Consider the following 21,231-nt stretch of genomic DNA (forward strand, 5'->3'; position numbering starts at 1 on the left):
AACAGCCTTCTTACGCAAGGGCGAGATTGAGAGCGGCGTCGCCCGCTACGACGCGGCACGGGAGGTCCTTCAATTCGTCATCGACCGCCAGCCTCGCCGTCTCGTCGAGACGTCGGTCGAGGACCAGCACGTCACCCGCATCGAGGCCAGCGATCTCATGCATCGGGACGCGGCACGTCCCGATCATCGCCGTAAGGACGACCTGCTGCGGCGCAAGCGCGTCGGCGATCGGATGCAGCGGCCGATCGGATGCAGCCGGCGCGAGACGCCTCCTGACCGACGCTATCAGCAGGCCTTCGCTCACGATCACGGTGAGCGGGCTCGTCAGCCGATCGAGCCTGATGCGAAAGCAATAACCGTCCCACGGTACGTCGGCGCAGGGCCGCCGGGCGGCGTCGCGGGACAGATGGAACCGCTGCGCCAGGCGCTCGCGCAGGTCGGCGGTCGCGCGATCCGCCGCCGCGGCGATGAGATCGCGGTCGGCGAGCGTCGAAGCTCCTTCTCCTACCGGCTCACCGAACATCAGCACGCCCAATGTCGAGATGGCGGTAGCGGGGACGGCAAGCATCAGCTCGCCGTTCAGTGCCGTGAGGTCGCCGTCGACAGCCCCGCCCTTAGCAAACGGCTCGGCCTCGGTGCACCCGGCGATCTCCCGCGTGAACCACGTCGCCGACCAGTCGGCGGCGAGCTCGCGGAGCGACATCCGCGCAGCTTCCGCGGCAATCGCATCCTTCGGAAGCCAGGGGGTAGGAGACGGAACGGCCATGGTCAGCCTTGACCGCGGATGCCGAACAGCTGCTGGATCATGTCGTTGGTCACGCTGATGATCTGCGACGACGCCTGAAACCCGCGCTGCACCAGGATGAGGTCGGAGAATTCGAGCGTCAGATCGACGTTGGATGCCTCGAGCCGCCGCGCCTGGACCGTCCCCGCCCTGACGTCACCGCTCGCGAACAGCGATCGTTGCGCCCCACCCTTGTCGATGAACAGGCCGCCGGTCTGCTGCTCCAGCTCGTCGGCATCGCGGAAATCGGCGATCGCGACCGCGCCGATCTCCTTCTTCTGGCTGTTCGAATAGCCGATCTCGAGCTCGCCTTGATCGTTGACCGTGACCGTGGTCAGCGTCCCCACGCCATAGCCGTCGACGGAGGCCGCACGCAAAGTCGAGACATCCCCACCAGAGTAGGAGCTGACTCCAAGGGAGAAATCCAGAACGACATTGAGACCCAGCTCAGCATTGGCGAAGGTCAGGGTCGACGTGCTCGGATCGACGGTGCCGCCGGTGTTGAACTTCAACGCCTGCGCCGCATATTCCCTGTTCTTGTCATCCGTGATCTTGACCGTCCAGGCACCGCTGCCGGCGGCGGCATCCTTGTCGAAACTTATCTTCCAGACATATTTGTTGCCATTGGCATCATAGACCGCGACATCGCTGATGGTGACCGTCTTGGTCGCTGTCGACGACAAGTTGTCCGCGAACGTGACCTTTGTCGTCGCCCTGGGCATACTCGTCCGAGAGGAATCGACCGACACGCCGATCGGCTGCCCGGCATCGTTCAGCGTCGCCAGGCGATAGTCGGTACCGGCCAGAACGATAAAGCCGTCCTTGTCGATCTCAAAGCTGCCCGTCCGCGTGTAGGCCGTCTCGTCACCGCGCATCAGCATCAGGAATCCGCTGCCCTGGACGGCGAGGTCGAGGTCGCGGTCGGTCTGGCGCAGCTCCCCTTGCGCGAAATTGGTCCGGCTGATCCCGGTGCGCACGCCGTTGCCGCCGACGCTCCCCGTACCCAGGAGATTCTGGAAAGTGACCGTCGAGCCCTTGAAACCCTGCGAGTTCAGATTGGCCACATTGTTGCTGATCTGCTGAAGCCCGCGGGAATAGGCCGAGAGGCCGCTCAAGCCGATATAGATCGAACCGAACATATGGTTATTGCCCTTCCCGGATTTGCGAGACGCTGGCGAGCGACAGGCCCGAGACCGTCTGCTCGCCATCGGTCTCGATGGTGATGCGCGGGTCGCCATTCTCGAACGCGACGGCGGTCACCTTGCCCGAAAGCGTCGCGCCGTTCGACGAGATGTCGACCTTGCGCCCGAGCAGCCCAACGGCCTGAAGCGCGCCCTGGGCCGCTACCACGGTATCGAGCCGATCGTTGGCGGCTTGGCCGAGCTGGATCTGAGAGAATTGCGCAAGCTGCGAGACGAACTGGAAATTGTCCATCGGCTTCAGCGGATCCTGATAGGTCAGCTGAGTCAGGATGATCTTGAGCAGCGATTCGAATCCCAGTCCGAACGCATTGGTCGCGGTCTGGGCATTGCTTGCCTGCGTCACCGGTGTGGTCGTCGGGCTCGTAGGAGAGATCGGATTCGCTTGCATCGTCAGCCCCTCTGTGGATCGTTCTGGGTCATCGAGCGGCCGTTGAGCTTGAGATCGTCGAGCACCAGTCCGTGCCGGCGCAGCAAGGCGGCGATGTCGGCACGCAACAGCTCGGCCTCGGGTTCGGTCAGCCGATACGCGCCCGTCTTTACCAGCACGATCCCTTCGGCAGCATCCAGGGTGACGGAGACCGCACTGTTCGCCCCGTCCTCGTCGTGCGGCTGAGTCGCCGGTGCGACGCGGACAGATCGAGACGCGGCAGGCGCGTCCGTCCCTCCATCGCGACCGGCCGCGGTGCCGCCGAACAGCGTGCTGGTCGGCGACAGCGGCGCTGACGTGTCCGATACATGAAGCTCGGCGGCCGTATGCCGCGCCGCACCGGGGCGGTCACGCGATGCGTGCCGGAGGAACCCGGATGACCTCGGCACCGATGCGTCGACACCGGCTGAATCCGACCCAGCGACGACGGCCGGCGTCTCGGGCTTGACGAACGAGGTCATGGCGCCTTCTTCCTCCCGGTCCGCACGCTGATCGGCCTTTCTGAGTAGCGGCATCCGCGGGCCAATCACGGCACCTGCATCGGCGAAGAATCCGCGTTCGTTGAAGCGTTCGGCATTTTCCCGAATGGCCGTGCCGTCGAAACGGCGGGCATTGCCCGGAACGTCGGCGATGGAATCGAGAATCCCCGCGAAGCCCTGATCCGCCGCTCCGCGGGTCCTGGCGAGCGGCGCTCCCCTGGTCTCAGCGGTCGAGACCGAACCCGTATGAGGAGAGACGGGAATCATCGTCCGGTCCACGCAATCGTGACACGATCGGCGAGCGCGCCGGCGGCACGTTCTTCCCGCTTGCGCGCGTTCTTCCGTGCCAATCGATCGACTGCCTGCCGCGTCGCACGTTCGAAAGCCTTGGCAGTCTGCCACGAGCGTTCGCGATCCTCGCTGACGGCACTGGCCTGCCGAACATTCTCGATGCTCGATTGCACCCGCGCCTCCCGGTCGATCAGGATCGCCGCCCGTGCCGAACCGAGCTCGGGATGGCCGGAACCGAGCACATGCCGATACCATTCGTCCGCCGCCTCGCGCAGCCGACGGGTGTCGCCTTCCGCCGCGGTTTCGGCAAACCCCTGGGCCTCGCGGGCATCGCCGAGGTCGGCGGCGGCCGCCAAGGTCAATACTTCCCGCAGGGCAGCGAGGCCGCGCAACCGGCGGAGAGTCATGGTGTCATACATGCGCGATCGTCCCTCGCAGCTTGTCGAACGTCGCGTTCCATGCGCTGTTCTCTCCGCTCGATTGGCGCAGGAAGTCGCCGAGCGGCTCACGGGCAGCGATCGCGCGATCGACCCGCGGATTCGAACGCGCGCGATACACGCCGCTTTCGATCATGATCCGACTCTCGTCATAGGCGGCCAGCAGGGCCACGGCATCACGCATCGCCTCGGCCTGATCGGCATCGACGAGCCGCGCCGCCTGCCGGCTGATGCTGCGCAATATGTCGATCGCGGGGAAATGGCCCTGCTCAGCCAGCGTCCTCGAAAGGAGGATGTGGCCGTCAAGCAGCGATTTCATGAGCTCGACGATCGGGTCGTCGACATCATCCGTCTCGCTGAGAACGGTCATGATGGCGGTGATCGCGCCTTCGCCCCTCACCGCTCCGCAGCGTTCGACGAGCCGCGGCAGCTCGGCGAAGACATTGGGCGTGTAGGCGCGAACGGTCGGCGGCGAACCTGCGGCAAGCCCGATCTCGCGAAGCGCCATCGCGAGACGCGTCACCGAATCGAGCAGCAGCAGCACGTGCTCGCCGCGAGCGCGCCAATATTCGGCGATGACCAGCGCCTGCTCGACCGCCCGAACGCGCAGGACCGGGCTCTGGTCCGACGTCGCCGCGACCATCGTGACGCGCGCGCGCTCCTTCGTGCCGGCCAGCGTCTCCCACAAACCGGAGACTTCACGGCCGCGCTCGCCGACCAGACACAGAACGCAGCGATCGCACGGCACCTGGCGTGCAAGCTGATCGATCAGGCTGGTCTTGCCCACGCCGCTCGCGGCGAAGATGCCGACACGCTGTCCGACGCCGAGCGTCAGCAGGCCGTCGATCGCGCGAATGCCGGTGACGAGCCGCCGCTGCGGGTCGAGGCGATCAAGCGGTCCGGCGATTTGTCCGCCATATGCGGTCTCGGCATCGGCGATCGGACCTCCTCCGTCGATCGGCTGACCCAGTGCATCGATCGCGCGAGCACCAAATCCGTCTCCGGCGCGCAAGCTCGCCGCTGCCGGTACCGCCGTCACGCGCGCGCCCAGGCGGAAGCCATCGGACCGATCGAGCGCGACGAGCGTGACCCCAGCCTCTCCGACGGCAACGATCTGGGCCAGACCGGCCGCCTCGCCGCAGGAAGCCTCAATCTCGCACAATTGTCCGAGATGTCCGGAAGGCCCCGAGGCCTTCACATGATTGGCGCTGATCTCGGTGATATGGCCGTAGCTCACGGCGGGTTCGGCCAGATCGAGCTGGGCGAGGAACCGGTGCGGTTTCATGCGCCGGCGTCTTCCGCGATCGCCTCGAGACGCTGCCGGATAACGGACCATTGGGCCGGCAAGGAGAGATCGAGGTGCCCGAGCACGAGATCGATCCGGCAACCGCCAGTTTCCAGATCATCCGCGACAAGGGCGGCGAGCGGAACGCCGCAGCGGTCGGCAAGCGCGTGCAGGCTGTCGGGATCCGGGAAATCCTCTGCGCTCACATGGACGCGCATGGCCGCCTGGGCATCGATCTCGCGGACCCTCTTCGTCAGGGTCCGCGCGACCAGATCGGCGAGATCGGCATATTCGTCGAACAGCTTGGCCAGCGACGACTTGGCCAGAAGCAGGGCAAGCGCTTCGAGCTCCTGGAGCCGATCGCGCCATTCGCAAATGGCCTCGGCGAGCCGCTTCTCGAGCGCCGCGATCCGCGCCTCGTCGTCACGCTTCGCCTCGCGCGCGCCATCGATCCTTGCGGCCGCGGCCTGGACCTTTGCCTCCTGTCGGCACGCGATCAGCTCACCCCGCGCCTGCGCCAGTTCCGTGGTCAGCTCAGCGATCCGGCGCTCGGCAGGCGATGGCTCGGCCAACGGAAGCGCATATCCCTCGACCGGCGCGGCGATCCTGCGGATCTCGGCTGCCGCTGTCGCCTTGACGATCGTCATCGAGCTTGTCCCACCTGGCCGAGCAGGCGCCGGCCGGCCGCCTGCATCAAGGTTCGAGGCGACTGTTGCGCCGGAGAAGCACCCGCTGGCCGTTCTGTTGCCAGAACCTCGGCCAGCGCCTTGCGCGCCGCCGGCGTGACGCTGCTGCTCTCGAGCAGCTCCATGAACCACCGCGAGTGCTCGGACGTGGCACCGGCTGCAATCGAACGCACCGTCGCGGACGCTTCGCGCATCATCGCGCGAACCTGCGCACGTTCATCAACGGTCAGCGCCGCGAGGATCGATGCGCGATCGGCGGGGGGCAGCGCGGAGAGGTCGCGCACGAGCTGATCCAAATCGTCAGAAGGCACGGGTGGCCTCCCGATCGCGCAAGGCTGCCTTCAGGCGCGCGACCACCTCGCTCCGCTCGGCATCGCTTAGCGCAGGCGTGCTCGCGCGCCGGACCAGCAGCACGACGGCGACGGCAAGCAGGGCAGCCGCCGCAAACATGCCGTACAGCCACGGCGAGAACGATCCGGCAGCGGCCGACGCCGTCTCGGCGATGGCTGGGGCCGCGGACGGTCGAGCGCGGCTGCCAGGCATCGGACCGTCATCGCGATAGGCGACGCCGACTTCGAACGATATCGAGTCGCCCAGTCGTTCGTCATAGCCGACCGCCGCCGCCAGTGCGGACTGGGCACGTGTTCGATCCTCGGCATTCAGCGGTGCCGGCGTCGCCACCGTGATCCTCAGCCCGAACGTGCGCGCGGATGGCGAGCGGACCGCCTCGACCGCAGCCGGCGTTCCGGCGGGCGCGGCAGCACCGCCGGCGTCGTTCGCCGCAGCTCCGGAGGGGGCCGCTATGTCCGCGTCGACCAGCACATGGACCTGGACCTGCAGCCCCGGCAGCGCCTGCGCGAGCGCTGCCCGGACGCGCGAGCGATAATAGCTGGAAATGGCCTGCCGCTCCTCGGCCTCCGGCGTCAGGAAAACGCTCGGCGTGCTTGCCGTGCTCAGAAGGCTGCCGTCGGCATCGAGCACGACGACGTCGCCAGGCGCCAGGTCGGGAACCGAAGAAGCCACCAGCCGCTGGATCCCGGCAACCCGCGCTTCGTCGAAACGATGGCCGTTCTTGCCAACGAGCTCGACCGCGGCCTTGGCCCCGCTCCGGTCGGACCGGAACAGCGATCGCTCGGGCATCGCCAGATGCACGCGCGCGCTGTCGACGCCGTCGAGCATCATGATCGTGCGTTCCAGCTCGCCCTGCAGCGCGCGCTGGTAGTTGATCCGCTGGGCGAAATCGGTCAGCCCCATGTCGGATTTGTTGAACAGCTCGAACCCGACGCCGCCCTTCAGCCGCGCTTGCGATCCCGCGATCGCGACCAGTGCCGGATCGACTTCGCCGACCGGGACCGACACCGTCGTGCCGCCGTCCTGCAGGCGATAGGGAATGCCCTTCTCCTTGAGCTCCGCCACCACCGCCGAGGCGTCGGCCGGACGCAGGCGGGTGAAGGCCGGCGCATAGTCCGCGCGGAGAAGGAACCAGTAGCCGACGACGAGCGCAAGGAAGACGACCGCGAAAACCGCGGCGACGATGCGCATCGGAATGCGGCGAGGGGCAAGTGAAGCTGAACTGTCCACGAACGGCATCCGAACTCGATCAAAGCTGCATATTCATGATCTCTCGATAGCCATCGAGCAGCCGGCCGCGAATCTGCATGGCGAGCTCGACCGACAGTCGTGCCTGCTCCAGCGCATAGGTCACCTGGTGGATCGGCACGCTGCCGTCGAGCGTGAAGCGCTGGACGAGATCGTCCGCGGTGCGAAGCTTGCTCTCCACCTCTTCGATGCCCGCGGACATGGCATCGCTGAAGCTGGTCGCAGCCGGAGCGGCCGCAGCCGGGGTCGGGATGCCGACCTGCGTCAGCATGGGCGGCGTCGTGAGAACGCCGTCTACCGGTGCGAGCGGCGTCACGATGCGCGCCCGAGATCGAGCGCGCGCATGTACATTTGCCGGGCGATGCCGAGCGCGGTGAGGTTCGCCTCATAGGAACGCGACGTGCGGATCAGCAGCGTCATCTCCGCCGCCTGGTCGATCTGCGGCAGGTTGACGAAGCCCTGAGCGTCCGCCTGGGGATCGGACGGGTCATAGACGCGGCGCACGCCCGACGGCATCGCCTCGACGCCCATCACCTTGACCTCGCGCGGCTCCCCCACGGCCTTGGTGCGGGACAGCGCTTCGGCGAAGCTGGCGTCGGGTCCCGAGACCAGCCGCATCGGCCGATAGGGGGCGCCGCTCGCGGTGCGGCTGGTGTTGAGATTGGCGAGGTTCTCGGCGATCACCTGAAGCCGCTGCCATTCGACATCGAGACCGGACCGGCTGATCGCCATCGCATCGCTGCTCATTGCTGACCTCCCCGCACGACCGCGCGCACGATCTCCATGTCGCGGCCGAGGATGCCGATCAGTGCCGAATAGCGCATCGCCGTATCGGCCGCGGTATCGAGCTCGAGGTCGAGCCGCGGTTCGTCACCGAACCTGCCAACGGCGGCCGCCTCGACGCGCGGGGTGACGCCGTTGATCGCATCCTCCCCGCGTGGCGCCGCGGCACGCAGGCTGTCCTCGAAGCTCACCTTCATCGGCCGGTAGTTTCGCGAATTGGCATTGGCGATGTTCGCCGCGGTCACGTCGAGCCGCAACGACAGCCCGTCGAGCGCTTTGGTGATCATGGCGGCGGAGACGGGATCCATCGAACGGCTCCTATTGCACGAGGATATCGGCATGCAGCGCACCCGCGGCCTTGACCGCCTGAAGCACGCTGATGATGCCGCGCGTATCGACCTTGGTGCGCGCCAGGCCCTGAACCAGGTCGGCGACGGTCGTGTTGGGGAAGCTGGCGACGGTATCGCGTTTGCGATCCTCGACCGTGAGCTTGGTGTTGGTGACGACCAGACTGCCGACGCCGCCGAGATCGCTGGCGAAGCCGCCGAGGAAATTCGGTTGCGACGCGCTGCGCTCGCCGGTGATCGTCACCTTGAGATCGCCTTGCGCGATCACCACGCTGGAGATGCGGACGTCGCCGCCGGCGACGATGGTCCCGGTCCGCTCGTTGACCACGACGCGCGGCCGCTGCGCGGGTTCGATCGGCAAGCTCTCCAGCCGCGACATGAAAGCGGCGAACTGGGCGCGGTCGCCGCGGAAGCGGATGCGCACCTCGTCGGCGTTGCGGACGCTGGCCGACCCGGGGCCGAACTGGACGTTCACCGCTTCGGCGATACGCTCGGCCTCCTCGAAGCTCGGTTCGCGCAGCAGGAAGCCGACCGAGCCGTCGGCGGCAAGCAGTTCGGCATCGACCGGAGTCTCGACCGTGGCGCCGTTCTCGAGCAGCGCGGTCGTCGGATAGTTGCGCTGCTGGCGGTTGAGATCGTTCTCGAAATTATAGCCGCCGGCGACCAGCGCTCCCTGCGCAAGCGCGTAGACGCGCTGGTCGGGACCGAGCAGCGGCGTCATCAGCAGCGTGCCTCCTGCCAGGCTCCGCGCATCGCCGATCGAGGACACGGTGACGGTCAACCTGTCGCCGACATTGGCTGATGCCGGGAGCGTCGCGGTGACGATCACCACGGCGACGTTGCGGCTGCTGATCTGACTCTCGTTCGCGCTAGTACCGAGTCGGCTCAGTACGTTGCTCAGGGCCTGTCGCGTCACCGCCGAACGTCGCGTGTCGCCCGACCCGGCGAGGCCGGTCACGATGCCGTAGCCGATCAGCGCATTCTCGCGCCAGCCCTGGAAACGGCCGAGACCCGACAGCGGCACCGTGTCCGCCCATGCCGAAACGGGCACCGCCAGCAGCAGCGCGGTCAAGACTCCCCGGATCACCCCCCGCGCAACCATCAGCCGAGGCCCAGGAAACGGAAGATGCGGTTGACCAGCCCGGGCTTCGCACTCTTCGACACGAAGCCCTTGCCGTCGTAGATGATCTTCGCATCGGCGATCCTGCTCGACAGCACGCGGTTGTCGGCCAGGATATCCTCACGTCTGACCCGCCCCTCGATGCCGATCAGCGTGGCCTCACCGTTGAGGCGCATGGTCTGCTCACCCGAGACCGTCAGGTCGCCGTTGGGGAGCACGCCCCGCACCGTCACGCTGATCTGCGCGACGACACGATCGTTTCGCTGCACGCCGCCGCCGCCGACATAGCCTCCACCGAACTGAAGATCGCCGCGCTCGTTGATCGATCCGGCGGAGAGGCCGCCGCCTAGCTGCGTGCTGCGTTTGGAATCGGTTTTCGTGGTGTTCGACGATTCGGCATTCTCATAGACGACCACGGTCAGGAGATCACCGACCTGACTCGCCTTGCGGTCGGCGCTCATCGCCGACCAGTTCGAGCTCTTGTAGAGATCGTCCGCCAACGCCGCATCGGGGAGCAGCATCAGGGCCGCCGCGTACGCGAGACAGCGCCTCACCGCCCGGCTCCGGAAAGCCGGGCGGCAAACACCTGTCCATCGCCGCTGCGCACGAAGAGCGCGCGGCCTCCGGTGCCGGCCTGCATGGCGGTCACGTTGCGCTCGATCGTCACAGGCCCGATGCGCGCAACCAGCGCCAGGGCATCACCCTTCCGGACAGCAGGCGCTTCGGGAAGGCGCAAGCGGCCCAACGGCGTCCCTCTGCCGATCGCCCTGCGCGCCAGCACCTTCTGCCGCTCGGCATCGAACATGAGCAGGCCGCGAACACTGCCGCACCGGCCCCGCTCGATCAGATCGGCGGTCACCGTCTCTCCGGCGCGGATGGCGTGGCGCGCAACATGGCAATTCGAGGTGCTGGCCCCATCCTTCGGCAACGCCGGCGGCATCGTCAACGCGACGTCGCCCGCGCGCTCGCCGCCGGAAATGACGACGCCGGGAACGGCACGTCGGATCAATGCCGCAATCGCGCGCCGCGACAGCGACACGCCGCCGCGTCCCGCCGGCAATCTCGCGATGACCGTCCCCGCGATCGCGGCGTCGGCCCTAGCCACATCGCCGATACGCACCAGACGATCCCTAAGCATGATGCTATCCCGATCGGTGAGGACGAGAGACGCGACGGCGATCGCTGCGGCGATCAGCATATTAGCGCCGCAAGCCGTTTGCGATCGCCATCAGCTGGTCCGCCGCCTGGACGATCTGCGCATTGGCCGCATAGGCGCGCTGGACCAGCATGAGGTTGATCATTTCGGTCGTCATCTCGACGTTGGAGCGCTCGATGCCTCCCTGGACCAGCGTGCCCGCGCCGTCCTCGCCGGGATGCATTGTCTGGAGCGCGGCGGCATCGGCGCGATACAGCCCGCCATCCATCGCCGACAGCGACGCCATATTCTCGGGCCGGACCAATGTGAGCTGGCCCAGCTCGACCGGTTCGGCATCGTCGCCGGTCTTTGCGCGAACCATCCCGTCGGCGGCGATCGTGATCTCGGTCGCGTCCGCCGGCACGCTGATGGCGTCCCGAAGCGTGAACCCGCTGTCGGCGGCAGCGAGCAAGCCATTCTCGTCCGTCTTGAGCGCTCCGCCGCGCCACAGCAGCGACTGGCCGTCGGGTCCCATCAGCTCGATGAAGCCGGCCCCCTGGATCGCAAGATCCATCGCGCGTCCGGTCGTTTCGATGACGCCGACCTCATCATAGGCCGGCACCGCGTTCGCCACCACGCCGGAGGCGACATAGCTGGTGTCGAGATCGGCCGCCGGCACATCCGGATCGAACCGTGTCGCTAGCACAGAGGCGAAACGCACGTCGGACCGCTTGAAGCTCGGCGTGTTGACGTTGGCGATGTTGTTCGAGATCACGTCGAGCGCGCGCTGCTGCGCCTGGAGTCCCACCGCGCCGATATAGAAGGCACCGCTGCTCATCGCAGCTGTCCGAAGGTCTGGATCGCGCGCCCGACCAGATCGTCATAGGTCTGGATCAGCTTCGCGCCCGTCTCCGCCTCGCGGACCGCGATCATGCCGGCGATCATCTCGTCGCCGAAGGAGACGTTGGACGCCTCAAGCGCACCCTGGCGCAGGCTTGGGTTGGACACCTCCTCGGCGGCCGCTTCGGCCATCTCGAAAACAGATCCGTCGATCGGCCGTGCGACATCCTTTCCAGCCGGCCGAAAGGTCGCGATGCGGGCCACGGGGCGATCGTCCTCGATTACCGTACCGTCGGCGAGAATCTGGACCTGGCTATCCGACAGCACCAGGTCGCCGCCGCCCGATTGCTGCAGGACGTAGCCCTGCGGCGTGACCACGGTGCCGTCCGCGGCGAGGGCGAAGCTCCCTTGGCGCGAATAGACGATACGGTCGCCTGAACGCAGCTGGAAATAGCCCGGGCCGTTGATGGCCAGGTCAAGCGATCGTCCGGTTTCCAGTATCTTGCCCGGCGAGGGATCGGTGCGGATCTGCGCCAGTGCGTCGGAAAACTGGATTCCGCGATAATCGGTGCCGCGGAGCAGCCGCTTGAAACCGGACGTGGACGCATTGGCGACATTGAGCGCAGCGATTTCGAGGCGTCGCGAAGACGCGCTCATTACCGAAGTCGCAGAATCCACCAGCCCCGACACGCGCGTCCCCCCTTCGCGGCCCCGTTCTCATTGGTCACGCGGATGGCGAGTCGGTCAAGTGACAAGATTGAAACGAATGTAAAAAAAATAGCCCGTCCTTCCATGCGGCCAGCCGGCGGGGTCGCGTCCTTGTACTTCCCGGTTGCTGAATGCTGTCGATTGTGGGCAGGACGCGCTTCACTGGATCGATCACGAACACAGTGCGCACCGTCGCCATATCCGACGCGCTCTGACGGATGAGACCGAGCAGCCCCGCGACACGGCGATCATGATCGGCATCCGTAGGAAGTCGAGCTCGGGCTCGAGCTTCGCGACCGCGCCCAGCTCGAGCGTCGACGTGCAGTATCTTAATTGACGAGTGGGAAATCAGCGGAAGCAAATGTTGGCGCGGTCCGACCAACCTTCGTCCAGGAGGAGCACGGCGGTTCGGAGCCACGTTACAACAGTTTACATGTCTGACGATTGTTTGCTTAACCTCCTGTTTGCTAGCAGACGAGGCGAGACCGGGCGCATCGGGAGAGCCCCGGCGAGCGATCGGACGACGGCCCCTGCCGCGGCCAGTTGCGTTTGACGCTCAGGGGCGGGGGGCTGGCATTTGCGTATCGCAATCGTCGACGATGACGAAAGCCTGATCGAGTTCGTCCGTGCTCCGCTTGCGGCGGCCGGGCACAATTGCTCGGTCTATCGGACCGGCGCGGCGCTGCTCGCGGCGTTGAGGCAGAACACGTTCGACCTCATCCTGCTCGACTGGAACCTGCCCGATGCCGCCGGCATCGCTTTGCTGCGCTCGATCCGGGAAGCGGTTTCACGCGCCACCGCCATCATCATGCTCACCAGCCGCGCGGACAAGGACGACATCACCGCGGCCCTCCACGCCGGCGCCGACGATTATGTGGTGAAGCCCGAAAGCGCGGCGGTGATCGTCGCGCGGGTCGAGGCGGTGCTGCGCCGGGCGGTTCCGGGCGCGGCGCAGCAGCGGACCGTGCAGTTCGGCCGATACATGTTCGACCGCCTGACCGAGCGGGTGCGGATCGGCGACGAGGAGGTCGCGCTCAGCGCCAAGGAATTCCAGCTCGCGCTCACCCTGTTCGAGAACGTCCACCGCGCGCTGTCGCGCAGCTATCTGCTCGAGACGATCTGGCAGAGCTCGGGCGACCTGCCGACCCGCACGCTCGACATGCACGTCTCGCGCGTGCGCACCAAGTTGCAGCTCACGCCCGAGAACGGCTATCGGATCGTCGCGATTACCGGCTATGGCTATCGCATGGAGCGGTTCGGGGCGGAGGACACGGCATGATCGTCGCGGCGGCGTTGCTGAGCTCCGCCGCGCCCGCATCGCCCGCCCCGCCTCCTTCCCGGGCAGACGAGACGATCGTCTATGTCGTGCGCAAGGGGGATACGCTCTACCGGCTGACCAGGAGCTTCGTCGTGCCGCCGCGGACCTGGCGGTCGCTGCTCGGCCTCGCCCGCATCCGCGACCCGCGCCAGCTGCCGATCGGCCGCAGGATCGCCGTGCCGCGAGCCTGGCTGCGCTACACGCCCGAGCCGGCGCGGCTGGCGAGCTACCGGGGAACGGTACGCCTCACAATAGGCGGCCGGTCGGCGGCGCCCGCCATCGGCGCGCTCGTCGGCGAAGGGGCGGAGATCGCGACGGCGGCGAACAGCTTCGTGACGCTCCTCCTCGCCGACCGCTCGAAGATCGTGCTGCCCTCGCAGAGCCGGGTGCGTATCCGCCAACTGCGGCGCGTGCTGCTGACCGGGACGATCGACTATCGGATCGAGGTGCAGGGGGGGCGGCTCGAGACCAAGGTCGCGCCGCTCGACGGCCCCGACGCGCGCTATCGCATCCAGACCCCCGTCAGCATGACCGCAGTGCGCGGCACCGAGTTCCGTGTCGCCTACGCGCCCGAACGCGATGTCGCGGCGACCGAGGTGCTGGAGGGCGTGGTGTCGATCACCGGAACGGGGCGCACGAGCGAAGGCGTGACCTTGCAGCCGAGCGACGGCGCAACGGTCGATCGCGGCGGTGTCGTGCGGACCGAGAAGCTCCTGCCCGCGCCCGACCTCGACGATCCCGGCCGGATTCAGACCGGCGACGCGTTGGAGCTGAACGTCAGGCCCGTCGCCGGAGCGGTGCGGTATCGCGCGGTGATCGCCGCTGACGCCGGCTTCGTCGAAAATCTCGCGGAGCAGCTTTCGGACGACGGCCGCTTCACCTTCACCGGCATTCCCAACGGCAAGCGCTTCGCGCGCGTCTGGGCGATCGCGCCGACCGGGCTGGAGGGGATGGCGCAGTCCTATGGTTTCACCCGCCGCCTCGCTTCCATCCACGGCGCCGTCGAGGCTGGCGACGGCGGGTATCGGTTCCGCTGGTTCGGCGCTGGCGGCGGGACGCGGCGCTATCACTTCCAGCTCATGCGCGGATCGCCCGATGCGCGGCCGATGGTCGACCAGGTCGGCCTCGCCAGCGACACGATCACGCTCGGCAACCTGCCTGCCGACGTCTATTACTGGCGCGTCGGGGTGCTGCAGGTCGAGAACGGCGAGAGCGTCGAATCCTGGACCGGTCCGGAGAAGCTCACCATTGCCGCGCCTTCGGGACGTGGCGGGAGGCGTTAGGGCGGATCGACATTCAGCTCCGCGGAACGTGCGGCCCCTTTCAATCCTCCCCGTCAGGGGGCGGGGCACGCGAAGCGTGACGGAGGGGAGGGAGCACGCCGATAGTTTGTCGCTGTCCTCCCCTCCCCGTCCGTCATTCCCCGCTTTCGCGGGGACTGCCACCTCCCCCTGGCGGGGGAGGACTGAATGCCGTCCGCCCCACGGGCTATCCATGACCGCCCGAAGAAATCGCTTTCCTAATAGGATTTGCGCTGCTTGGATTCGTCGGCGGCTGCCATGATGCGGCCGCGAGGATAAGTGGAGCAAAGTGAACGAATGAAGCGCGACTCCCTTTACTTTAACGTCGGTCGCGCGGCACGTTCGAATGGCGATCGGCCCTGAACGTTGATCCGACGGCGTCTGCTGCTCGAATGGATCGCGATCGCGCTGCTGGCGCTGGCGGTCACCTGCGGCTTCGTGCTCGGCGGCATGACCTCGCGGATCGACAATACGCTCTACGACGCGCTGGCAGGATTGCGCGCAGCGCCCCCGTCCGATCGCATCCTGATTGTCGCGATCGACGATGACAGCATCGCCGAGATCGGCCGCTGGCCCTGGCCGCGAACCGTCCACGCCCGGCTGATCGAGCGGATCGCTGCCGCCCGGCCGGCAGCGATCGCCTATGACCTGCTCTTTCCCGATCCGGCCGCCGATCCGCGCGAGGACGCGGCGCTCGCCGTGGCGATGCGCAGGACGCCGGTCATCCTTCCGATCCTGCTCACCGCGCCCGGCTCGGATGGGCGAGCATTCGATGCCACGCCGCCGGTCGAGCCGTTGCGCGGCGCCGCCGCCGCGCTCGGTCACGTCGCGCTTCCCTATGACGGCGACGGCAGCGCGCGCGCCGCCTTGCTGGAGGTGAGCGAGGACGGCGGCCGCTGGCTGCATCTCGCCGAACAGGCCTATCGCCTCGCGAACGGCGCGCCCTCCCCCGCGTTCGGCCGCGCCGCCGCGCGGGGCGAGCCGGGCGTGCTCGTCCCCTATGCGCCGCCGGGCGCGTTCCGGACCGTGCCCTTCAAGGACGTGCTGGCGGGCAGCGTCCCGTCCGAGTTCCTGCGCGGCCGATTCGTGCTGGTCGGCGTGACCGCCGGCGGGCTCGGCGATCGCCACGTCGTCGCCGGGGCGGGAGCGCTCGCCGGGGTCGAGGTGCAGGCCAACCTGCTCAACGCGCTGCTCACCAACCGCTTCATCCGCAGTCCGTCCGCTGGGTGGCAATGGGCGTTCGCCGCCTTCCCCAGCCTGCTGCTGCTCCTGCTGTTCCTGCGGCTGAGGCCGTCGCGCGCGCTGATCGCGACGGCGGCGATCTTCGTGGCGACGGCGACGCTTCCCGTGGCCCTGCTGGTGATCGCCGGCCTGTGGCTGCCGCCGACCGCGGCGCTGCTGGCGCTGCTCATCGTCTACCCGCTGTGGGGATGGCGGCGGCTGATGGCGATCCATCGCGCCATGTCCGACGAGCTCCGGCGCTTCGCCGGCGACGACGACGCGCCGGTTGGACCCGCGCGGGCCGGGCTCGATCCGGCCGGCAGCAGCGCGATCGCACTCAGCAGCTCGATCGCGCGGCTCAGGGACCTCAAGCGGCTGATCTCCGACACGATCGAGGGAGTGTCCGACCCGCTGGTCGTGACGAGCCTCGCCGGGCAGGTCCTGCTCGCGAACGGCCGGGCGCAGGCGCTGATGGCGACGGCGCTGACGCCCGATGCGATCGTGGAGCTCGCGAACGAAGCCGAGCATGACGAGCTGACGCTGGCCGACGGGCGCAGCTTCTCGCCACGCCGCACGCCGCTCGCCGATGCGGCCGGCGAGCAGCGCGGCTGGATCGTGCTGCTGGCGGAGATCACCGCGATCCGCGCCGCGCAGCAGGATCGCGAGGAAGCGCTGGAGTTCCTCAGCCACGACATGCGGGCGCCCCAGGCCGCGATCATCGCGCTGCTGGACGGCGACGGCGGCAAGGCGGTGCCGGAGGCGTTGTCCGCGCGCCTCGCCGGCCACGCGCGCCGCACGCTGCGGCTCGCCGACGACTTCGTCCAGCTCGCGCGGCTGCGCAGCACCGGCTTCGAGCCGGAGGAGACCGATATCCGCGATACGCTCGCCGAGGCCACCGATGCGGTCTGGCCGGTCGCGTCTCGGAAGGGCGTGCGGGTGGTGGTGGATGGCCCTGACGAACCATGCTGCGTGATGGGTGAGCGCTATGCCCTCACCCGTGCGCTGCTCAATCTGCTCGACAACGCCGTCAAGTTCAGCCCCGATGGTGCCGAAGTCCGATGCGATATCGCCGAGGTGGAGGAGGTCGGGTCGCGCTGGTACGGAATTGCGATAGAGGACGCCGGCCCCGGCATTCCGCCCGACCGCCTGTCCCGACTGTTCGGGCGGTTCGGGCCGGTGGGGCGGAGCGGTGCGCAGTCAGGCGTAGGGCTCGGCCTCAGCTATGCACATGCCGTCGCGCAGCGCCATGGCGGGACGCTCACCTATGCTCCGGTCGCGCCGGCCGGGACGCGCTTCATGCTGCGGCTACCGGCCGCGAGCGGATGATCAGCGATCGCTGAGCGCCGCATGGGCCAGGGGCTCGATCAATTTGGCCGCTGCGTCGGCGCAGCGGCGCCCCGATACGCTGTTGCGATACGCCACCCGCCCGCTGCCCCGCTCGATGAGCGCGACCGACAGGACATATCTCTGCCTCCGACAGAAGGCGATGCCGGCGAGGCTCCGGTCCCGATGACCGGCCCGCTCGTCGGCAGTCGAATAGCGGAGCGCGACGGGCGCGGCCGCGTAGCCGACATCGAGCCTGTAGCGGGCGTCCGGCGCTTCGCGGAATCCCTGATCGGCAAGCGCCTTCGCCACCGCCTGACGCGCTTCGAGCAGTGATGCGTCCGCCGGCTGCGGAGCGTCCGCCATGACATAGGTCCGGTCGGGCAGGGATGCCAGTGCCACAGCGACGCCGCGGTCGATGGCCGGCGCGCAGGCTCCGAGCGAGACAAGGACGACCATCGCTGGAAGTATTCCTATACGCATACCTGCCCCTTTTCCTCGCCTTCATTAGACGAGATCGCAGGCAATTCTCAACCGATGCGTAGTTGACGGCTTGCAGAAAAGACAATCGTGCACCGTTACAACTGTTTACTCACGTTCAGACCACCGCTCGCGATACGGTTGCGAAACGAGCGCACCATGGATCTTTCCTTTCCCCATCCTCGCACCTTGCCGCCGTCGGGCGGGACCATCCTCGTGGTCGAGGACGATGTGCGTATCCGGCGTTCGACCGCCGCGGCCCTCCGCGCGAACGGTTTCAGGGTGACGGAGGCGGGAAGCGGCGAGGAGGCGCTGCTGGCCCTCTCCGGCGCGCGGCCGATCGACTGCGTGTTCTCCGACGTGCGAATGCCGGGGAGCCATGACGGCATCGCGCTCGCGCGATGGGTGCTCGCGCATCGGCCCGGCCTCCCGATCCTGCTGACCTCCGGCGACGTGCGTTCGGAGGATCTCGATCCCGGCCTGCGCCGCCGCGTATCGGTCCTGCCCAAACCCTATCACCCGGCGCTGGTGATCGGCGAGATCGCGGCCCTGATCGCCGTCGGACAGCGGCGGGAAGCCGCCGTCCGATAAGCGCCGCTCACATCCGCGACAGCATCGCGATATGATGCTGCACCACCGGCGCGATCTGGCCCGCGGTCACGCGCAGCGAGCGCACGGCGCCCGAGCGGGCATAGCCGCGGTGGAGCTCGAGTGCCTGGCGATGCGCGATCCGCTGCTGCTGGAGGTAGAGGCGGTCGCGCTGTGCCCCTCGCGCCGCCCGCAACGTCGCGATGTTGCGGGACTGCTCGCGGTTGAGCCTGGGCGCCGGCGCTCGCAGGCCCGCGGCACGCGCTGCCGCCTTCACGTCGGCGGTGCTCTTGGTGTGGTCGCGGATCATCATGTTGGCGAAGTTGCGGATGCGGGCGTCACCCGAGCGCAGCATGAGCCGGCTCGACTGCCGCTCGTAGAGGTCGCCGGCGCCGGCACGCGCCATATAGGTGGAGGCGCTGACCCTCTGCGCCAGCGCCGGGGCCGGCGCCGCCGCGACCGCGGCGAGCACCAGGATCTTGATCATTCTCATCGTTTCTCTCCCATCGCGAAGGGTCATCGATCGTCGCCGTCGGGCTCGGCGATCCGGCGGTGCGCTTCGGCGAGCGCCGCCTGCGGCACGAGACCGGCACCGGCGACCCGGAGTTTGTTGGCGAGCCCGCGATCGAGCCGGTGACGAGCACCTTGCCCTGCCCTTGCACGACCATCGTCTTCAGCACCTTCTGCAGCAGATAGACGGTGCCGGTGATGTTGGTGTCGAGCACGTGGCGCCAGGCGGCGACATCCTCCTCCACGAAGCCGCGGCCGGCATTGGCGGCGAGCAGGTCGATCCGGCGTCCTCGCGTGGCGGCGAGCAGGCGGTCGACGCCCTCGAAGCTGGCGAGGTCGGTCTCGACCGTCTCGACCTCGGCGCCGGCATCGACCAGCGGCGTATCGGCGACCACCAGCAGGTCATAGCCCTCGCGCGCCGCGATGCGGGCGACCTCCAGCCCGATGCCAGAGGACGCGCCGGTCGCGATTGCGAACTTGTCGGCCATTGCCGGTCTCCTCAGGCGGCCATCGCCATGCCGGGCTTCAGCACGACCTTGGTCACCTCGTTCTGGTCGTCGTGGAACATCCTGTAGCCCTCGGGCCCCTGTTCGAGCGGCAGGCGGTGCGAGATGAGGAAGGTGGTGTCGATCTTGTCCTCGAGGATCGCCGCCAGGAGCGCGGGCATATAGTGCCGGACATGGGTCTGGCCGGTCCGCAGCGTCAGCCCCTTCTCCATGAAGGCGCCGAGCGGGAACTTGTCGACGAAGCCGCCATAGACCGCCGGCATCGACACCCGCCCGCCCTTGCGGCAGGCGATGATCGCCTGGCGGATCGAGTGTGCGCGGTCGGTGCCGAGGAAGGTCGAGGCCTTGATCTGGTCGACGACGTTGTCGACGAAGAAGCCGTGCGCCTCCAGCCCGACGGCATCGATCACCGCGTCGGGTCCGATGCCGCCGGTCATCTCCATCAGCGCCTCGTAGACCTTGCTCTCCTCGAAGTTGATCGTCTCGGCGCCGAACTTCGCCGCCAGCTCGAGCCGGCGCGGGAAATGGTCGATCGCGATCACGCGCTCGGCGCCCATCAGCATCGCCGACTGAACCGCGAACAGCCCCACCGGCCCGCAGCCCCATACCGCCACCGTGTCGCCCGGCTCGATCGCGGCATTCTCCGCCGCCATCCAGCCGGTCGGCAGGATATCCGAGAGGAACAGCACCTTGTCGTCGTCGACCCCGTCCGGGATCATGATCGGCCCGACGTCGCTGAACGGCACGCGGACATATTCGGCCTGCCCGCCCGAATAGCCGCCGGTCAGGTGGCTATAGCCGAACAGCCCCGACATCTCGGTGCCGTAGAGCTCCATCGCGATGTCCTGATTGTCGGCGGGCAGGCCGTTGGGGCAGGCGGAATATTGGTGCTTGCCGCAGTGATAGCATTGCCCGCACGCGATGGTGAACGGCACCACCACGCGCTGGCCCTTCTTCAGCGTCGAGTTGGGACCGGTCTCGACCACCTCGCCCATGAACTCGTGGCCGAGGATGTCGCCCTTCATCATCGTCGGGATGAAGCCGTCGTAGAGATGAAGGTCCGAACCGCAGATCGCGGTCGAGGTCACCTTGATGATCGCATCGCGCGGGTTGAGAATCTCGGGATCGTCGACCGTCTCGATGCGGACGTCGTGCTTGCCATGCCAGGTGATCGCACGCATCAGTTCTTCCCCTCCTGGCGAAGGCGGCGGTTGCGCGCGCCGGTGGCGATCTCGCCGGTTTCCATGAGCTGCTTGAAGCGCCGGAGGTCGCGCCGTGCCTGGATCGCCGGCTCGCGCTGAAAGACCTTGGCGATGAGCTTGCCGACCGCGCCAGCGGGTGGATCGTAGAGGATCGTCGCGGTGACGACGGTCCCGCGCGGCCCGGCATCGCGGAAATCGACGCGGCCCGAGTTGGGGACATCGGCGCCAGGCTCCGACGCCCAGGCGACGAAGGCGCCGTCGCGCTCATCGGTAACGACCGAATCCCATTCCACCGTCTTGCCGCCGGGCGCCTTCACCACCCAGTGCGAGCGCCGGGAATCAAGCACGTCGATCCGCTCGACATTCTCCATGAAGGTGGCGAGATTGGCGAAATCGCGCCAATAGGCGAACAGCTCCGGCAGCGGCCGGTTGATCGTGACCGCGCGGCCGACAAGCGTGTCACCCTTCGGCTCGATCAGCGCTTCGGTCGCAGCGTCGACGGCAGCCGCCCGACGCTTCGATGCGGCGAGCGGAGCGTCGTCCGCCGGATGATCGGTGGCTTCGGCCATGACCCTGACTCCCGACTGGTCAGGCGCGTCAACCGTCCGCCGGGCAGAGCGGTTCCGGCCGTACGGGCAACAAATCGAATAATTTCAATA

At 67.8% G+C, this 21,231-nt stretch carries 26 protein-coding genes; 4 read left to right on the top strand and 22 right to left on the bottom strand.

Translation table 11 applies throughout. From position 1 onward, the window contains the following. Window positions 1–10: 10 nt before the first annotated feature. The 17 genes from ACMGER_RS00065 to ACMGER_RS00145 form a co-directional block, all read right to left on the bottom strand. Window positions 11–703: a FliM/FliN family flagellar motor C-terminal domain-containing protein gene (locus ACMGER_RS00065; RefSeq protein ID WP_436810088.1), complete on the bottom strand. Its 693-nt coding sequence runs from the start codon at window positions 701–703 to the stop codon at window positions 11–13. A gap of 65 nt (window positions 704–768) precedes the next feature. Continuing rightward, the gene (locus tag ACMGER_RS00070) at window positions 769–1,923 is read right to left on the bottom strand and encodes a flagellar hook-basal body complex protein (RefSeq protein WP_436810089.1); all 1,155 of its coding nucleotides are present in this window, start codon (window positions 1,921–1,923) and stop codon (window positions 769–771) included. A 4-nt stretch (window positions 1,924–1,927) separates the two neighbouring features. After that, the gene (locus ACMGER_RS00075) at window positions 1,928–2,374 is read right to left on the bottom strand and encodes a flagellar hook assembly protein FlgD (protein WP_436810090.1); all 447 of its coding nucleotides are present in this window, start codon (window positions 2,372–2,374) and stop codon (window positions 1,928–1,930) included. A gap of 2 nt (window positions 2,375–2,376) precedes the next feature. Beyond that, window positions 2,377–3,159 carry a hypothetical protein gene (locus ACMGER_RS00080; protein ID WP_436810091.1) on the bottom strand — a complete coding sequence of 261 codons (783 nt, stop codon included), beginning with the start codon at window positions 3,157–3,159 and terminating at the stop codon, window positions 2,377–2,379. After that, window positions 3,156–3,539: a hypothetical protein gene (locus ACMGER_RS00085; RefSeq protein ID WP_436810092.1), complete on the bottom strand. Its 384-nt coding sequence runs from the start codon at window positions 3,537–3,539 to the stop codon at window positions 3,156–3,158. Before ACMGER_RS00085 ends, ACMGER_RS00080 begins: the two co-directional genes overlap by 4 nt. A gap of 55 nt (window positions 3,540–3,594) precedes the next feature. After that, window positions 3,595–4,956 (bottom strand): FliI/YscN family ATPase, encoded by a 1,362-nt coding sequence (locus ACMGER_RS00090; RefSeq protein ID WP_436810093.1) that lies wholly within the window; start codon window positions 4,954–4,956, stop codon window positions 3,595–3,597. Further along, window positions 4,902–5,552: a DUF7504 family protein gene (locus tag ACMGER_RS00095; RefSeq protein ID WP_436810094.1), complete on the bottom strand. Its 651-nt coding sequence runs from the start codon at window positions 5,550–5,552 to the stop codon at window positions 4,902–4,904. The genes ACMGER_RS00090 and ACMGER_RS00095 overlap by 55 nt, the downstream gene beginning before the upstream one ends. Continuing rightward, window positions 5,549–5,902 (bottom strand): hypothetical protein, encoded by a 354-nt coding sequence (locus ACMGER_RS00100; protein WP_436810095.1) that lies wholly within the window; start codon window positions 5,900–5,902, stop codon window positions 5,549–5,551. Before ACMGER_RS00100 ends, ACMGER_RS00095 begins: the two co-directional genes overlap by 4 nt. Next, on the bottom strand, window positions 5,892–7,133 hold the full coding sequence (gene fliF / locus ACMGER_RS00105; RefSeq protein WP_436810096.1) for a flagellar basal-body MS-ring/collar protein FliF: 1,242 nt from the start codon (window positions 7,131–7,133) through the stop codon (window positions 5,892–5,894). Before fliF ends, ACMGER_RS00100 begins: the two co-directional genes overlap by 11 nt. Window positions 7,134–7,191: 58 nt before the next feature. After that, entirely contained in the window at window positions 7,192–7,506 is a 315-nt protein-coding gene (gene fliE / locus ACMGER_RS00110; RefSeq protein ID WP_436810097.1) for a flagellar hook-basal body complex protein FliE, read from the bottom strand. Beyond that, a complete protein-coding gene (gene flgC / locus ACMGER_RS00115; RefSeq protein WP_436810098.1) occupies window positions 7,503–7,937 on the bottom strand; it encodes a flagellar basal body rod protein FlgC in 435 nt (144 codons plus the stop codon). Before flgC ends, fliE begins: the two co-directional genes overlap by 4 nt. Continuing rightward, window positions 7,934–8,281 carry a flagellar basal body rod protein FlgB gene (locus ACMGER_RS00120; protein ID WP_436810099.1) on the bottom strand — a complete coding sequence of 116 codons (348 nt, stop codon included), beginning with the start codon at window positions 8,279–8,281 and terminating at the stop codon, window positions 7,934–7,936. Before ACMGER_RS00120 ends, flgC begins: the two co-directional genes overlap by 4 nt. Before the next feature lie 10 nt (window positions 8,282–8,291). Continuing rightward, window positions 8,292–9,392: a flagellar basal body P-ring protein FlgI gene (gene flgI, locus ACMGER_RS00125; protein ID WP_436810100.1), complete on the bottom strand. Its 1,101-nt coding sequence runs from the start codon at window positions 9,390–9,392 to the stop codon at window positions 8,292–8,294. A gap of 29 nt (window positions 9,393–9,421) precedes the next feature. Beyond that, a complete protein-coding gene (locus tag ACMGER_RS00130; RefSeq protein WP_436810101.1) occupies window positions 9,422–9,994 on the bottom strand; it encodes a flagellar basal body L-ring protein FlgH in 573 nt (190 codons plus the stop codon). After that, complete coding sequence (locus ACMGER_RS00135; protein ID WP_436810102.1) at window positions 9,991–10,638, bottom strand: flagella basal body P-ring formation protein FlgA; 648 nt, start codon at window positions 10,636–10,638, stop codon at window positions 9,991–9,993. The genes ACMGER_RS00130 and ACMGER_RS00135 overlap by 4 nt, the downstream gene beginning before the upstream one ends. A gap of 1 nt (window position 10,639) precedes the next feature. Then, the gene (locus tag ACMGER_RS00140) at window positions 10,640–11,413 is read right to left on the bottom strand and encodes a flagellar hook-basal body protein (RefSeq protein ID WP_436810103.1); all 774 of its coding nucleotides are present in this window, start codon (window positions 11,411–11,413) and stop codon (window positions 10,640–10,642) included. Next, window positions 11,410–12,105: a flagellar hook-basal body protein gene (locus ACMGER_RS00145; protein ID WP_436810104.1), complete on the bottom strand. Its 696-nt coding sequence runs from the start codon at window positions 12,103–12,105 to the stop codon at window positions 11,410–11,412. Before ACMGER_RS00145 ends, ACMGER_RS00140 begins: the two co-directional genes overlap by 4 nt. A gap of 595 nt (window positions 12,106–12,700) precedes the next feature. Between ACMGER_RS00145 and ACMGER_RS00150 the strand changes: the two genes are divergently transcribed. The 3 genes from ACMGER_RS00150 (at window position 12,701) to ACMGER_RS00160 (ending at window position 17,289) form a co-directional block, all read left to right on the top strand. After that, window positions 12,701–13,402, top strand: a complete 702-nt coding sequence (locus ACMGER_RS00150) for a response regulator transcription factor (RefSeq protein ID WP_436810105.1) — start codon at window positions 12,701–12,703, stop codon at window positions 13,400–13,402. Next, a complete protein-coding gene (locus ACMGER_RS00155) occupies window positions 13,399–14,724 on the top strand; it encodes a FecR family protein (protein WP_436810106.1) in 1,326 nt (441 codons plus the stop codon). The genes ACMGER_RS00150 and ACMGER_RS00155 overlap by 4 nt, the downstream gene beginning before the upstream one ends. Window positions 14,725–15,108: 384 nt before the next feature. After that, window positions 15,109–17,289, top strand: coding sequence for a CHASE2 domain-containing protein (locus ACMGER_RS00160; protein WP_436810107.1), 2,181 nt, complete (start codon window positions 15,109–15,111; stop codon window positions 17,287–17,289). Here the strand turns inward: ACMGER_RS00160 and ACMGER_RS00165 are convergent, their stop codons facing one another. Continuing rightward, window positions 17,290–17,688 carry a hypothetical protein gene (locus ACMGER_RS00165; protein WP_436810108.1) on the bottom strand — a complete coding sequence of 133 codons (399 nt, stop codon included), beginning with the start codon at window positions 17,686–17,688 and terminating at the stop codon, window positions 17,290–17,292. 237 nt (window positions 17,689–17,925) lie between these two features. Here ACMGER_RS00165 and ACMGER_RS00170 point away from each other — a divergent pair, with 237 nt between their 5' ends. Then, window positions 17,926–18,357 (top strand): response regulator, encoded by a 432-nt coding sequence (locus ACMGER_RS00170; RefSeq protein ID WP_436810109.1) that lies wholly within the window; start codon window positions 17,926–17,928, stop codon window positions 18,355–18,357. 7 nt (window positions 18,358–18,364) lie between these two features. Here ACMGER_RS00170 and ACMGER_RS00175 read toward each other — a convergent pair whose 3' ends face one another. The 4 genes from ACMGER_RS00175 to ACMGER_RS00190 are packed head-to-tail and all read right to left on the bottom strand — an operon-like array spanning window position 18,365 to window position 21,141. Further along, complete coding sequence (locus ACMGER_RS00175; protein WP_496047864.1) at window positions 18,365–18,760, bottom strand: DUF4142 domain-containing protein; 396 nt, start codon at window positions 18,758–18,760, stop codon at window positions 18,365–18,367. Continuing rightward, window positions 18,693–19,352 (bottom strand): SDR family NAD(P)-dependent oxidoreductase, encoded by a 660-nt coding sequence (locus ACMGER_RS00180; protein WP_436810111.1) that lies wholly within the window; start codon window positions 19,350–19,352, stop codon window positions 18,693–18,695. The genes ACMGER_RS00175 and ACMGER_RS00180 overlap by 68 nt, the downstream gene beginning before the upstream one ends. 11 nt (window positions 19,353–19,363) lie before the next feature. Then, window positions 19,364–20,551 (bottom strand): zinc-dependent alcohol dehydrogenase, encoded by a 1,188-nt coding sequence (locus ACMGER_RS00185; RefSeq protein ID WP_436810112.1) that lies wholly within the window; start codon window positions 20,549–20,551, stop codon window positions 19,364–19,366. Beyond that, window positions 20,551–21,141: an SRPBCC family protein gene (locus ACMGER_RS00190; protein ID WP_436810113.1), complete on the bottom strand. Its 591-nt coding sequence runs from the start codon at window positions 21,139–21,141 to the stop codon at window positions 20,551–20,553. The genes ACMGER_RS00185 and ACMGER_RS00190 overlap by 1 nt, the downstream gene beginning before the upstream one ends. Window positions 21,142–21,231 lie beyond the last annotated feature (90 nt).

Origin of the sequence: Sphingomonas astragali (assembly GCF_051400615.1) — a bacterium.
In the GTDB taxonomy this organism is placed as follows: domain Bacteria; phylum Pseudomonadota; class Alphaproteobacteria; order Sphingomonadales; family Sphingomonadaceae; genus Sphingomonas.

Bases quoted from the DNA above. Each gene is read 5' to 3' on its own strand.
- ACMGER_RS00155 (WP_436810106.1), top strand. From the start codon at position 13,399: ATGATCGTCGCGGCGGCGTTGCTGAGCTCCGCCGCGCCCGCATCGCCC.
- ACMGER_RS00185 (WP_436810112.1), bottom strand. From the start codon at position 20,551: ATGCGTGCGATCACCTGGCATGGCAAGCACGACGTCCGCATCGAGACG.
- flgC (WP_436810098.1), bottom strand. From the start codon at position 7,937: ATGAGCAGCGATGCGATGGCGATCAGCCGGTCCGGTCTCGATGTCGAA.
- ACMGER_RS00075 (WP_436810090.1), bottom strand. From the start codon at position 2,374: ATGCAAGCGAATCCGATCTCTCCTACGAGCCCGACGACCACACCGGTG.
- ACMGER_RS00135 (WP_436810102.1), bottom strand. From the start codon at position 10,638: ATGCTGATCGCCGCAGCGATCGCCGTCGCGTCTCTCGTCCTCACCGAT.
- ACMGER_RS00140 (WP_436810103.1), bottom strand. From the start codon at position 11,413: ATGAGCAGCGGTGCCTTCTATATCGGCGCGGTGGGACTCCAGGCGCAG.
- ACMGER_RS00175 (WP_496047864.1), bottom strand. From the start codon at position 18,760: ATGGCGCGTGCCGGCGCCGGCGACCTCTACGAGCGGCAGTCGAGCCGG.
- ACMGER_RS00080 (WP_436810091.1), bottom strand. From the start codon at position 3,159: ATGATTCCCGTCTCTCCTCATACGGGTTCGGTCTCGACCGCTGAGACC.
- ACMGER_RS00120 (WP_436810099.1), bottom strand. From the start codon at position 8,281: ATGGATCCCGTCTCCGCCGCCATGATCACCAAAGCGCTCGACGGGCTG.
- ACMGER_RS00090 (WP_436810093.1), bottom strand. From the start codon at position 4,956: ATGGTCCGTTATCCGGCAGCGTCTCGAGGCGATCGCGGAAGACGCCGG.
- ACMGER_RS00190 (WP_436810113.1), bottom strand. From the start codon at position 21,141: ATGGCCGAAGCCACCGATCATCCGGCGGACGACGCTCCGCTCGCCGCA.
- ACMGER_RS00065 (WP_436810088.1), bottom strand. From the start codon at position 703: ATGTCGCTCCGCGAGCTCGCCGCCGACTGGTCGGCGACGTGGTTCACG.
- fliF (WP_436810096.1), bottom strand. From the start codon at position 7,133: ATGCGCATCGTCGCCGCGGTTTTCGCGGTCGTCTTCCTTGCGCTCGTC.
- ACMGER_RS00170 (WP_436810109.1), top strand. From the start codon at position 17,926: ATGGATCTTTCCTTTCCCCATCCTCGCACCTTGCCGCCGTCGGGCGGG.
- ACMGER_RS00180 (WP_436810111.1), bottom strand. From the start codon at position 19,352: ATGGCCGACAAGTTCGCAATCGCGACCGGCGCGTCCTCTGGCATCGGG.
- ACMGER_RS00070 (WP_436810089.1), bottom strand. From the start codon at position 1,923: ATGTTCGGTTCGATCTATATCGGCTTGAGCGGCCTCTCGGCCTATTCC.
- ACMGER_RS00095 (WP_436810094.1), bottom strand. From the start codon at position 5,552: ATGACGATCGTCAAGGCGACAGCGGCAGCCGAGATCCGCAGGATCGCC.